Genomic DNA, 12,879 nt, shown 5'->3' with positions numbered 1-12,879 from the left:
CTGATGTCGTTGGCGGATACGCTGGTCGAGAAGGCTCGCAGCCGAGAGGCGCTGTTTGGCATCGTCGGCTTGGGGTATGTCGGGCTCCCGCTGGCCGTGGAACTGGCCAAAGTGGGCTTTCGGGTGGTGGGCTTCGACGTCAGCCAGCGGGTGGTGGACACGCTGAATGCGGGCAAGTCGCACGTCAAAGACATCAGCGATGCGGACTTGGCGGAGATCAAGGGCCGCTTCACGGCGACGACCGACGGCAGCGCCCTGGGTGCGTGCGACGCGATCTCGATTTGCGTGCCAACCCCCTTGTCCAAGTTCAAAGATCCGGACGTGAGCTACATCGTTGCGGCGACCGAGACGGTCAAAGCCGTCTTGCGTCCCGGGCAGGCGATCATCCTCGAGAGCACGACCTATCCCGGGACGACTCGGGAAATCATGCTTCCCGCGCTGGAGGCGACCGGCCTCAAGGCGGGGAAGGACTTCTTCCTGGCGTTCAGTCCCGAGCGGGTCGACCCGGGTAATCCGACCTATCAGACCCGCAACACCCCCAAGGTCGTGGGCGGCATTACCGAGGACTGTCGCCGGGTGGTGATGGAACTCTATCAGCCGGCCATCGACACCCTGGTGCAGGTCTCGACCACGGAGGCTGCCGAGCTCGTCAAACTGCTCGAGAATACTTTCCGGAGCGTCAACATCGGCCTGGCCAACGAAATGGCCATTGTCTGCGACATGCTCGGCGTCGACGTCTGGGAAGTGATCGAGGCGGCGGCGACCAAGCCGTTCGGCTTCATGAAGTTCCTGCCGGGCCCCGGGCTTGGTGGTCACTGCATCCCGATCGATCCGCACTACCTCGCGTGGAAGATGCGCGGGCTCAACTACAAGACCCGCTTCATCGACCTGGCCGGTGAGCTCAATACCGAGATGCCGCTCTTCTGGGTGCGCAAGATCAACGAGGCGCTCAACGACGCGGGTAAAGCGTTCAAGGGCTCCTCGATCCTGATCGTCGGCGTGGCCTACAAGCGCGACATAGAGGACATCCGGGAGAGCCCGGCGCTCGACATCATCCGCTTGCTGGAAGGCCGCGGCGCCAAGGTCAGCTACCATGATCCGTATGTGCCGTCGTTCAGCGAAGACGGGCATGAGGCGGTGTCGGTGCCGCTGACCAAGGAGTCGCTGGCAGCCGCCGATTGCGTGGTCATCGTCACGGACCACAGCAACATCGACTATGACCTGGTACGCCGAGAGGCGCGTCGCGTCGTCGATACCCGGAACGCTCTCCGCAAAGGCAAGACGGCGTAACCGATGCGGGTGACGGTCATCGGCACGGGCTACGTCGGGCTGGTCGCGGGTGCGTGCCTGGCGGAGACGGGCAACGATGTTGTCTGCGCCGACGTGGACGAGGCCAAGGTCGCCCGGCTTCGGGAAAACTGGATTCCGATCTACGAACCCGGCCTCAAGCCGCTGGTCATTCGCAATCAGACCGAAGGTCGCCTGGCCTTCACGACCGACCTGGATCAGGCGGTCCGCCACGGCGAGGTCGTCTTCATCGCGGTGGGCACTCCGCCCGGAGAAGACGGCTCGGCCGACCTGCGGCATGTGCTCGATGTCGCCCAGGTGGTCGGCCGGAATCTCAACGAGCCCAAAGTCGTGGTGACCAAATCGACCGTGCCGGTTGGCACGGCCGAGAGCGTGCGGCAGGCCATTGCGGCCGAGTCGTCGCAGCCGTTTTTCATGGCATCGAACCCGGAGTTCCTCAAAGAGGGCGCGGCAATCGACGATTTCATGAAGCCGGATCGGGTCGTGATCGGGGTGGATTCCGAGCACGCGCGCGAACGCCTGAGCGAGCTGTATTCGCCGTTCGTGCGCACCGGGAATCCGATCCTCTTCATGGACATTCCCTCGGCGGAGGTCACCAAGTACGCTGCCAACGCGATGCTGGCCACGCGCATTTCGTTCATGAATCAGATTGCACTGTTCTGCGAGCAGGTCGGCGCTGATGTCGGGATGGTTCGGAAGGGCATTGGCACCGATCGGCGGATCGGCCCGGCCTTCCTGTTTCCCGGGCCGGGATACGGCGGCTCCTGCTTTCCGAAGGACGTCAAGGCGCTGATTCGGTCGGCGGACGAGATCGGCATGGACGCCGATTTGTGGCGGGCGGTCGAGGCCGTCAATCAGCGCCAGAAGCATGTGCTGCTGGCCAAGCTCGAGTACGCGCTCGGCGGCGACCTGTCCGGCCGCCGGATTGCGGTCTGGGGGTTGTCCTTCAAGCCCGAGACTGATGATATGCGGGAGAGCCCCTCCATCCCGCTGATCGAGGGGGTCCTGGCCGCGGGCGGATCGGTTGCTGCACACGATCCGAAGGCGATGGACTCGGCTCGCCAGGTTTTTGCCGACCGGATCCGGTATGCCCGTGAACCGTACGACGCGCTGGCTGGTGCGGATGCTCTGGTCATCGTGACGGAGTGGCTGGTGTATCGCAATCCTGATTTCGATCGGGTCAAGTCGTTGCTCAGCACGCCGCTCATCATCGACGGGCGCAACTTGTTCGACCCGGCTCGGATGGGTCGGGCCGGTTTCCGCTACGCGAGTATCGGGCGGGTCACCGTATGAGAGTCGTGATCACCGGTGCGGCGGGCTTTCTGGGTTCGCACCTGGCGGATCGGTTTCTGGCGGAAGGATATCGGGTCGTCGGAGTCGACAACTTCCTGACCGGGTCGCGGGACAACCTGCGGCATCTGTTCGCGCGTCCCGAATTCGAGTTTCTCGAGCAGGACGTCTCGAACGGGCTCCAAGTGGCCGGCGCGCTCGACGGGGTGCTTCACTTTGCCTCGCCGGCGAGTCCGATCGACTATCTCGAGCATCCCCTGGCCACCCTCGAGGTGGGCTCGCTGGGCACCCGCAACGCCCTGCGGCTGGCCCAGGCCTCGACCGCGCGGTTTCTGCTGGCTTCGACCTCCGAGGTGTACGGCGACCCCCTGGTCCATCCGCAGCCGGAGAGTTACTGGGGAAACGTCAATCCGGTCGGACCGCGGTCGGTCTATGATGAAGCGAAACGCTTCAGTGAGGCGCTCACCATGGCCTACCATCGACAGCACGGGCTCGAGACCCGCATCGTTCGGATCTTCAACACCTATGGTCCCCGCATGCGGCCCCGGGATGGTCGGGTGGTGTCGAACTTCATCGTGCAGGCCTTGAAGGGTGAGCCCCTGACGGTCTACGGCGACGGGCGACAGACCCGGTCGTTCTGCTATGTCTCGGACCTGGTCGACGGGATCTATCGCTTGTTCAAGAGTGATCGGGTCGAGCCGACCAACATCGGGAATCCCAACGAGTTCACCATGCTCGATCTGGCCCGGCTGGTCCAGGAGCTGGTCGGCTCGGCGGCGCCCCTGCGCCACGATCCTCTGCCGGTCGATGACCCCAAGGTTCGCTGTCCCGACATTGCGATGGCCACGACGCACTTGGGCTGGACCCCTCAGGTCCAGCTTCGGGAAGGGCTGGAGCGCACCATCCCCCACTTCCGGGCCGCGCTCGAGCGCTGATCGGCGGGCTCCGGGTGGCCGGCCATCGGTCGGCTTCGAGCCTCCGCGAGCCGCGCAAATCAATCGACCACGCTATCTTACAAGCTTGTGCCGGATTCCCGCCGGGCTCCCGAATCGGGGGTCGGCGCGACGGTCGGGCGATGCAGTTCATCGTGATCGTCGACGGGTGGGATCGGCCTGGTCGAACCCTCGGAATGGCGAGTGGACGGATGCCAATGCAAGTCAGCACCGAGCATCTCCTGCAGCAGGCCAATGAGCGGTTTGCCGTGCAGGATTACTACGGCGCGGTCCACCTGGTCGATGAGATCCTCGAGTCGGGGCGTCGCTTCGCTGATGTGTATCATCTGCGCGGCCTGTGCTTGTCGCTGCTGGGGCAGCCGGAAAAAGCCCTCGAGGACTTCGATCGCGCGCTGGGTGTCAATCCGCGGTACATCGATGCGCTGGTGCATCGTGGTGTCGTGCTGGTGGAGTTGGGGCGATCGGGTGAGGCCGATGCCTCGTTTCAGCGGGCGGCGGCGCTGGGACAGACGGGGCCGAGCGGCTTTTCCAACCCGGTTGCGTCGCGGCTGGCCAACCTCCATGCCACGGTCGGCGACGCGTACGCCGAGGTCGGGGCGCTGGCGGATGCGATTCGGGAGTACCAGCGCGCGGTTGCGCTTGGTCCGCATTTTCACGACCTGCGGTATCGGCTGGCGCGGCTGCTGCTCGAGGGGGGTCGCCCGCTCGAAGCCCGTGAAGAGCTCGAGCGGATCGTGGCGGTGCAGCCCAAGTTCGTCGATGCGCAGGCCGCGCTTGGCCTGGCGCACTACCTGTCGGGCGACGCGACAGGTGCGCAGGAGATCTGGGCTCGCTGTCTGATGCAGCGGCCCGACAACGCCCGGATCGGCGCCTACCTCGCGATGGCGCGGCGGCTGGTTTCGTGACCCGGGGGTGGTCGTTGCTGGCGCTGGCGACCGTGGGCTGTTCGACCGCAGCCGCCGACCATGAGCGGCTGGGTGATCATGCCTATCGGGAAGGGCAGTATTCGCGGGCATTGAGCGAGTACTCAGCTGCGCAGCGAGGCGGGGCCCGAAGCCGGGTCTGGGCCAAGGCAGGATCGGCGGCGCTCAACGCGGGCGACTTTGCGGCGGCCACCGACGCGTTTACCGCGCTGGTTCGCGATGACCCGACCCGGGCGGTCGAGGCGGCGGTCGGGCTGACGCGGGCCGCGGTCGGGGCCGAGCGGCAGGGCGACGGCGCGGCGATGGGGCGGGCGCTGCTGGCCTTGCGCCAGGCGGCGCCGAACCGCCCGCTTGGCCGGCTGGCGCTCGGTCCGCTCGAATCGGGCGGTGATCCGGCGACGGACCTGCATCTGCTGCCGTCGGCGATGGCGATGGCATCGGGGCCGCGCGGGATCGATGCGCTGCTGCTGCGGTATGCGGATGCGCAGCGAACAACGGTTGCCTGTGAAGCGGCGGCGCGGAGCTATCAAACGTTGCTGCGGCGTTCGAGTGACGCACGGCTGCGGACGGCGGCGCAGGATGGGCTGGCCGAGTGCGCGCTCCTGCTGGGGCAGGACGCCCTGATTTCGGGTGACGGGTTCGAGGCCGAGCGGTGGTTCGACCTGGTGGTGCGCTCGCAGTCAGCCAACTCGCGCGGCTTGATGGCGCAGATTGGTCTTGGAGATGCCCGGGTCCTGCAGGGTGATGCGCTGGGCGCTGCCGTTGCGTACCAGTCGGTGCTCGCGGCGCCGGCCGGATCGGACAGCCTGCGGCAGGTCGCGACGGCGAAGCTGAATAGTCTTGGGGCCGGTACGCCGCCCCCTACGGATGGGTGACGCATGAATCTGACCCGAATCGGCCTGTTGGCGGCCGTGGTATTGTCTAGCGGGTGCTGGCCGTTCAAGGGGAAACGAAGCGATCCGGCGGTGCCGGTCGTGTCCAACTCGCCCCAGGTGGTGGATTCGCTCTGGCAGGCAGGCGAGCAGGCATTCAATCAGGGACGCTGGGGGAAGGCCTCGGAGCTGTTTGCGCGGCTCAACGGGGTCATGCCCGTTACGGACGCCCGGATCAACCGGATGGCGTTTTACCGGGGTGAGATCGAACTCGCACGGGGCAACCACCTCGACGCGGTGCGGCAGCTGCGGCGCCTGGCCGATGAGCACCCGGACGACGCCCTGGCGGCCGACGCGCTGCTTCGCGCTGGCGACGCCTACTCGTATCTCTGGAGGCGGCCTGAGCTCGATCCGACTTATGGTCAAACCGCGCTGGCGGTGTACCTCGAAGTGCAGAGCCGGTATCCGAACTCGACGGCGGCGAAGCGGGCAGAGGCCAAGATCCGGGAATTGCAGGATCTCTTTGCCCGCAAGGATTACCTGAGCGCGGTCTTCTACCTCAAGTACAAGGCGTACGACTCGGCCGTGCTGATGCTGCGCGACCTGATTGCCCGGTATCCGCGGTCTTCGGTCGTGCCGGCGGCGCTCGAGCGTCTCGTCTCGGCGTATCGCGCCCTCAAGTACGACGAGGATGTTCAGGAAACCTGCGAGTACATCGTGCAGTTCCACCCGGATCCGGACGGGCCCCGCAAGCTCTGTCCCGCGACGGCCGCGACTGACTCGACCGGGCAGCTCTAGTGCGGATTGCTGTGCTCGGCGGCTCGTTCGATCCGATCCATACTGGTCACCTCGTGATTGCGCAGGTGGCGCTCGAGCTGCTCGAGGCGGATGAGGTGAGGTGGATCCCGGTCGGTCAGCAACCGCTCAAGGTCGGCCAGCACCTGGCTTCCGGTCGTCACCGGGCGAGGATGGTGGAGCTGGCCACGGCGGGGCAGCCGCGGTTTACCGTCGATCGGGCTGAGATCGACCGCCCGGGGCCGTCGTATACGGTCGACACGCTGAAGGATCTCCGCGGCCGTTATCCTGGCGCGGCGATCAGCGTCTTGCTCGGGGGTGACGCCGCGGCGTCGTTTACGGCCTGGAAGGCGCCGGAGGAGATTCGGACCATGGCGGAGATCGTGGTCTTTGCGCGGGCGGGTGAGTTGCCGCCGGCGGGCATAGCGGACCGGATCATTCCGGTGCCGCGGATCGATATTTCATCGACGGCGGTGCGCGAGCGGGTGCGGCACGGGCGGTCGATTCGCTACTGGGTCCCCGATGCGGTGGCCGAGTACATCACGCAGCACGGTTTGTATCGGGACTGACGATGTTGAAAACGGTTTTTGCCAAGGTGTTCGGAACCCGCAATCAGCGTGATGCCAAGAAGCTGGCGCCGCTGGTATCGCAGGTTCATGCCCATGAAGCGCGGCTGGCGACGTTCTCGGAAGAGGAGGTCCGAGGTCAGACGGCGCGCTTCCGGGAAGTTCTCGCCGCCAAGACGGGAGAGCTCCGAGAGCAGGTCGAAGCGGTGCGCGCCGAGAAACACGCTTGCGCCGATCCGGTCGAGCGGGAGCGCCTGGAAAGCGAGTTCTATCGGATCGAAGCCGACTACAAGAAGGCCGTCGCGGCCGTGCTGGATGAGATCCTTCCGGAGGCGTTTGCCACGGTTCGCGAGGCGGCGCGCCGCCTGGTCGGCACCAAAGTGATGGTGACAGGCCACGAGCTGACCTGGGACATGGTGCCGTACGATGTCCAGTTGATGGGTGGTGTCGCGCTGCATCGCGGCAAGATCGCGGAGATGGCGACGGGCGAGGGCAAGACGCTGGTGGCCACGCTGCCACTCTACCTGAACGCGCTGACCGGCCGTGGCGCCCACCTCGTCACGGTCAACAACTACCTGGCCCGGCGCGACTCGCAGTGGATGGGCCACCTGTTCACGTACCTCGGCCTCACGGTCGGGTGTCTCGATGACACCGAGCCGCAGTCGCCGGGGCGCCGGGCAGCCTACCTCGCGGACATTACCTACGGGACCAACAACGAGTTCGGCTTCGACTACCTGCGTGACAACATGGTGTTCTCGCTGGATCATCGGGTCCAGCGCGAACATGCCTTTGCCATCGTCGACGAGGTCGACTCGATTCTGATCGACGAGGCCCGCACGCCGCTCATCATTTCCGGGCCGGTCGGCAACGACGGTGACGACAAGTACGGCGTCTTCAACGATCGGGTGGCCGACCTGGTTCGACGCCAGACGACGGTGGTCAACCAGCTGGTTGCGGAGGGTGAGTCGCTCCTGGCCAACGACAAGACGCGCCAGGATGCGGCGGTCAAGCTCTACCAGGCGCAGCTGGGCATGCCCAAGAACAAGCGGCTGCTCAAGCTCTACAACGAGCCGGGGGTCAAGCAGCTGGTGCAGCAGGCTGAGCTGCGGCACATCGCCGATCGCAAGCTGCCGACTAAGCAGCAGTCGATGCGTGGCATCGATGACGTGCTCTACTACGTGCTCGATGAGAAGGGGCACTCGGTTCATCTGACCGATCAGGGCACCGCGACCCTGTCGCCGGACGATCCGGAGCTGTTCGTGGTGCCTGACATTTCCGAGGAAATTCACCAGATCGAGCGCGATCCGTCGCTGGATCCGGCCGAACGGAGGGCTCAGCGGCAGGAAGTGGAACTGGCGTATGCGCGGAAGAGCGAGGTCCTGCACATCATCCACAAGCTGCTGCAGGCGCACTCGCTCTACGAAAAGGACGTGGAGTACATCGTTCAGGACAATCAGGTTCTGATCGTCGACGAGTTCACCGGGCGCGTATTGGCGGGGCGTCGGTGGTCGGACGGACTGCACCAGGCGGTGGAGGCCAAGGAACGGGTCCAGGTCAAGGGCGAAACGCAGACTCTGGCCACGATCACGATCCAGAACTACTTCCGGATGTACGACAAGCTGGCGGGTATGACCGGCACCGCCGAGACCGAAGAGTCGGAGTTCTACTCCATCTACGGGCTCGAGGTGCTGGTGGTGCCGACCAACCGGCCCATCCGCCGGAAGGATGTGCCTGACCGGATCTACAAGACGCGCCGCGAGAAGTACAATGCGGTAGCCGACGAGGTGGAGCGGCTCCACGGGCTCGGCCTCCCGGTGCTGATCGGTACGACGACGGTGGAAGTGTCCGAGACGCTGAGCAAGATGCTCAAACGCCGGGGCCTGCGGCATGAGGTCCTCAACGCGAAGTACCATGAGCGGGAGGCCGAGATCGTCGCGCAGGCAGGACAAACCGGGGCGATCACGATCGCGACCAACATGGCCGGCCGCGGCACCGACATCAAGCTGAGCAAGGACCTCAATCTCGAGGCCGACGAGGCGGGCCTCCAGATCGTCGGAACCGAGCGACACGAGTCGCGCCGGATCGATCGGCAGCTGCGCGGACGGTCCGGGCGGCAGGGCGATCCTGGCGCATCGGTGTTCTTCCTGTCGCTCGAAGACGACCTGATGCGCCTGTTCGGTACCGATCGGATTGCGCGGTACATGGACAAGACCGGCGCCGAGGAAGGCGAGGTCATTACCGGGCGGCTGGTCACGGCGGCGATCGAATCGGCCCAGAAACGGGTCGAGCTGCAGAACTTTCAGCAGCGGAAACGGTTGCTCGAGTACGATGACGTGATGAACCAGCAGCGCGAGGTGGTCTACTCGTTGCGGTTGTTTGCATTGGAAAAGGGCGAGGAGCTCAAGGCCGAGGCGCGTCGGATGATTGCGGGTGCGCTCGAGCATGCGGTCACCAAGGTGATCGACGAAGGCGATGGCAATCCGGAGCAGTGGGACCGTGAGGGTCTCAAGAGCGCACTCACGATGCAGTATCTCGTCTCGGTCGATGCGATTACCGATGCTGCGGCGACCCCGACCCGTGAGGCTCTGCTTGCTGCGGTGCTGGCCGAAGGTGAGGCGAGCTTTCAGCGGAAAGTCGACTACCTGAAGGAGTTCGGAACCGCAATCGGCATCGCGGATGTCGATCAGCAGGTGCTCTCGCAGGTCATGCTCGGTGTGATCGACGAGAAGTGGAAGGACCATCTCTACGACCTCGATCAGCTTCGCAATGCGATCCAGTACCGGGCCTATGGCCAGAAGGACCCGCTGGTCGAGTACAAGAAGGAAGCGTTCGAGATGTTCCAGGACCTGATTCGGGACCTCCGGGCTTCCTTCTCGGACCGGTACCTCAAGGTTCAGGTTACGGCGGATGCGCCGCCTCCGCCTCGGCAGCAGGCGCCACTGGCGCCCCCGCCACCACGCCAGCCCTCGACCGACGACCTCTTTGCGGGCTCGGCGCGGACCTCGTCAGGGCCGCGGCCTCCTGCCGCAGCGCCGGTGGTGCAAAGCAACATCGGTCGAATCGGCGGGCCGACGGGCAGTGTGCCGGTGGTGGGGCGCAACGACCCTTGTCCCTGCGGTTCGGGTAAGAAGTACAAGAAGTGCCATGGGGCGTGACGGCCGGTTTGAGGTGACCCGGCTTTCCGGGTCGCCTCGATGCCGGCTTGCGTTGTTTTCGGTTACCGGGGTTGCTCCGGGCCGCCCCATCTTGGATCCGTGCTGCCCCCTGAGACCCAACCTGGCGATCTTCCTCGTGAACGGCTGATCCGAAACGGACCGGCCGGATTGACGACTGTCGAGTTGCTGGCCATTCTGATAGGCACTGGCCAGGCCGGGGCCGACGTTCTGGCGGTAGCTCAGGCCGTGCATCGGTCCGTAGGCGGCTCGCTTCGGCGGCTGGCCCGGGCCCCTGACGCGGAGTTGCGTCGGATTTCGGGGGTAGGTGTGGCCAAGGCGGCTCGGCTATCAGCGGCGCTCGAGCTGGGTCGGCGGCTGGTTCGGGAGGAACGGCCGGTCCGGCCGCGGGTTCGGTCGCCCGAGGATGTGGCCAGGCTGATCGGAGACCGTCTGAGGGACCTGGAGGTCGAGGAGTTCCATGTCCTGGCGCTATCGGCGCAGCGGGACGTGCTTCGCGACGTCCTGGTGTCCAGGGGCGTATTGACCGGTGCGCTGGTGCATCCGCGCGAGGTATTTCGCCTGGCGATTGCGGAAGCGGCTGCCGGGATCATCGTGGTGCACAACCATCCGAGTGGCGATCCGACCCCGTCGCCTGAGGATCGGGCGGTCACCAGCCAGCTGGTGGCTGCGGGGGCCATCGTAGGAATTCCGGTGCTCGACCACGTGATCGTGGGTGGCGACCGGTGGGTCAGTTTCGCGACGCAAGGATTGTTGTGACGGAAGCAGTAGCAGGGAGCAGTACCGAATTCAGGGCAGCGCTCGAGCGCCACGCGGATCGTCTCGATCTCGGGCTGATCGATCGTGCCCTGCAGTTCAGCGCGTCGGCCCATCGCGGCCAGAAGCGCATGTCGGGCGAGGACTTCGTTTCACACAGCATTGCGGTGGCCACCATTCTGGTCAGCCAGCTGCTCGACACCACGTCGATCGCGGCCGCACTGCTGCACGATGTGGTCGAGGACTCCGAAGTTACGGTGGCAGACATTGCGACCGAGTTCGGTCCGGAAGTCGCCGGGCTGGTCGATGGGCTGACCAAGATTTCCCACCTGACCTTTCGCTCCCGCGCGGAGGAACAGGTCGAGAACTACCGCAAGCTGCTGCTGTCGATTGCCAAGGATGCCCGGGTCATCATCATCAAGCTGGCCGACCGGCTCCACAACATGCGTACCTTGGAGCATTTGCCCCCGGAGCGGCGGGAGCGGATCGCGCTCGAGACTCGGGAGATCTACGCGCCGCTGTCGCACCGGTTCGGGATGGCCAAGGTCAAGGCCGAGCTGGAAGACCTGGCGTTCAAGTTTCTGGAGCCGGAAGAGTACGTCGGGCTGGCCCGGCAGGTTGCTGCGAAGCGCGCCGAGCGGGAAGAGATGATCGAGGCGCTGCGGAAGCCGCTGGAAGAGGAGCTGACCCGTGCCGGGCTGACGGCCGAGGTGACTGGTCGACCGAAGCATCTCTGGTCGATCTATCAGAAAATGCGCAAGCGCAACATGCCGTTCGAGCAGGTCTACGACATGATGGCGCTCCGCATCCTGGTCGATTCGGTGCCGGCCTGCTATCACGTGCTGGGCATCATCCACCACACCTGGACGCCGATTCAGGAGCGGATCAAGGACTACATCGCCTCGCCGAAGTCGAACGGCTATCAATCGCTGCACACTACCATCTTCGGACCGAACGGCCAGCTCTACGAGGTGCAGATCCGCACACCCGAGATGCATCGGACGGCGGAGTTCGGTATTGCGGCGCACTGGCTCTATAAGGCGGACCGGGGCGGTCGGGACGAGCTCGATCAGCATTTCGAGTGGTTTCGTCAGCTGCTCGAGTTGCAGCAGGATACCCACGGGCAGGAGGAGTTTCTCGAGTTCCTCAAGCTCGACCTCTACCAGGACGAGATCTTCGTCTTTACTCCTGAGGGAGACGTCAAGCAGCTACCCAAGGGTGCGACCGCGATCGACTTTGCCTTTCATGTGCACAGCGAGGTCGGGCTGCACTGCCAGGGCGCCAAGATCAACGGTCGGATTGCGCCGCTGCATCGTGAAATCAAAAACGGCGATACGGTCGAGATTCTGACCTCACCGAATGCCAAGCCGAGTCGTGACTGGCTCAACCACGTCCGGACGGCGCGGGCGCGGCAGCGGATCAAGTCTTGGGTCCGTCACGAAGAAGAGACGATGAGCATCACGCTTGGTCGGGATATTCTCAGCCGCGAACTCAAGCGTCGTCGACTCGATCCGCCGGACTCGGCGACCCTCGAACGGGCGGCCAAATCCGTCAGCCTGGCGGATACGCGTGCGCTCGAAGCCGCGATTGGCCGGGGTGACCTCGCTATCGGCGCGGTGATGCGGGCTCTCTATCCCGACCTGACCGACGAGGATCTGCGCGAACCAAAGCCGACGGTGTTTGGGCGGATGCTCAACCGGATTCGGCTGGGACGCGGCATCAAGATTCAGGGCGTCGACGGTCTGCTGGTTCGTTATGCCCAGTGCTGTCAGCCGGTCCCGGGCGACACAGTGGTCGGCTATGTGACCCAGGGGCGTGGCATCTCGATTCACCGGGCGGACTGTCCCAACCTGCTCTCGATTCAGGAAGGCGACCGCCGGGTCGAGATCGACTGGCAGGAGCAGGAAGGGGAGTCGTTTGCCGTGCGGTTGGTGCTGAGCGCGGAAGATCGGCGGGGTCTCTATGCCGATATTCTTCAGGCGGTCAGTGCGTCGGGTACCAACGTTCGCCGTGCCGACCTGCACACCAAGGACGGTACGGCATTCGGCACCATCTTCATCGAAGTCGACAATCTTGCGCACCTTGCCAAGGTGCTGCGTCTGATTCGGCGTGTGAAGGGGGTCGTGTCCGTCGACCGGCGCGAAGTGACGACCCACTGACCGATTGCCGGGCAGGGGGCGGTGCGGTAAAGCGAGATCGGCGCCGTCAGCGGCGCACGCGGGTGTACTCGAACCAAACCACAG

10 protein-coding genes are annotated in these 12,879 nt (G+C 65.1%); all 10 read left to right on the top strand.

The window, feature by feature from the left end:
- The first annotated feature begins 3 nt into the window (after positions 1 to 3).
- On the top strand, positions 4 to 1,290 hold the full coding sequence (locus tag KF785_10230; protein MBX3147133.1) for a nucleotide sugar dehydrogenase: 1,287 nt from the start codon (positions 4 to 6) through the stop codon (positions 1,288 to 1,290).
- 3 nt (positions 1,291 to 1,293) lie between these two features.
- Positions 1,294 to 2,601: a UDP-glucose/GDP-mannose dehydrogenase family protein gene (locus KF785_10225; protein MBX3147132.1), complete on the top strand. Its 1,308-nt coding sequence runs from the start codon at positions 1,294 to 1,296 to the stop codon at positions 2,599 to 2,601.
- Complete coding sequence (locus KF785_10220) at positions 2,598 to 3,533, top strand: SDR family oxidoreductase (GenBank protein ID MBX3147131.1); 936 nt, start codon at positions 2,598 to 2,600, stop codon at positions 3,531 to 3,533. The genes KF785_10225 and KF785_10220 overlap by 4 nt, the downstream gene beginning before the upstream one ends.
- A 140-nt stretch (positions 3,534 to 3,673) precedes the next feature.
- Positions 3,674 to 4,456 (top strand): tetratricopeptide repeat protein, encoded by a 783-nt coding sequence (locus KF785_10215; GenBank protein ID MBX3147130.1) that lies wholly within the window; start codon positions 3,674 to 3,676, stop codon positions 4,454 to 4,456.
- Positions 4,453 to 5,349, top strand: coding sequence for a hypothetical protein (locus KF785_10210; protein MBX3147129.1), 897 nt, complete (start codon positions 4,453 to 4,455; stop codon positions 5,347 to 5,349). The genes KF785_10215 and KF785_10210 overlap by 4 nt, the downstream gene beginning before the upstream one ends.
- 3 nt (positions 5,350 to 5,352) lie before the next feature.
- Entirely contained in the window at positions 5,353 to 6,144 is a 792-nt protein-coding gene (gene bamD, locus KF785_10205; GenBank protein MBX3147128.1) for an outer membrane protein assembly factor BamD, read from the top strand.
- Positions 6,144 to 6,710 (top strand): nicotinate-nucleotide adenylyltransferase, encoded by a 567-nt coding sequence (gene nadD, locus KF785_10200; protein ID MBX3147127.1) that lies wholly within the window; start codon positions 6,144 to 6,146, stop codon positions 6,708 to 6,710. The genes bamD and nadD overlap by 1 nt, the downstream gene beginning before the upstream one ends.
- Positions 6,711 to 6,712: 2 nt before the next feature.
- Positions 6,713 to 9,862, top strand: a complete 3,150-nt coding sequence (gene secA, locus KF785_10195; protein MBX3147126.1) for a preprotein translocase subunit SecA — start codon at positions 6,713 to 6,715, stop codon at positions 9,860 to 9,862.
- A gap of 168 nt (positions 9,863 to 10,030) precedes the next feature.
- Positions 10,031 to 10,639, top strand: coding sequence for a DNA repair protein RadC (radC, locus tag KF785_10190; protein ID MBX3147125.1), 609 nt, complete (start codon positions 10,031 to 10,033; stop codon positions 10,637 to 10,639).
- Entirely contained in the window at positions 10,636 to 12,795 is a 2,160-nt protein-coding gene (locus KF785_10185) for a bifunctional (p)ppGpp synthetase/guanosine-3',5'-bis(diphosphate) 3'-pyrophosphohydrolase (GenBank protein MBX3147124.1), read from the top strand. The genes radC and KF785_10185 overlap by 4 nt, the downstream gene beginning before the upstream one ends.
- Positions 12,796 to 12,879 lie beyond the last annotated feature (84 nt).

The organism is Gemmatimonadales bacterium (assembly GCA_019637315.1).
Taxonomy (GTDB): Bacteria; Gemmatimonadota; Gemmatimonadetes; order Gemmatimonadales; family GWC2-71-9; genus SHZU01.
This window is presented reverse-complemented; position numbering and strand designations above follow the sequence as displayed.

Bases quoted from the DNA above. Each gene is read 5' to 3' on its own strand.
- KF785_10230 (MBX3147133.1), top strand. From the start codon at position 4: ATGTCGTTGGCGGATACGCTGGTCGAGAAGGCTCGCAGCCGAGAGGCG.
- KF785_10225 (MBX3147132.1), top strand. From the start codon at position 1,294: ATGCGGGTGACGGTCATCGGCACGGGCTACGTCGGGCTGGTCGCGGGT.
- KF785_10220 (MBX3147131.1), top strand. From the start codon at position 2,598: ATGAGAGTCGTGATCACCGGTGCGGCGGGCTTTCTGGGTTCGCACCTG.
- KF785_10215 (MBX3147130.1), top strand. From the start codon at position 3,674: ATGCAGTTCATCGTGATCGTCGACGGGTGGGATCGGCCTGGTCGAACC.
- bamD (MBX3147128.1), top strand. From the start codon at position 5,353: ATGAATCTGACCCGAATCGGCCTGTTGGCGGCCGTGGTATTGTCTAGC.
- secA (MBX3147126.1), top strand. From the start codon at position 6,713: ATGTTGAAAACGGTTTTTGCCAAGGTGTTCGGAACCCGCAATCAGCGT.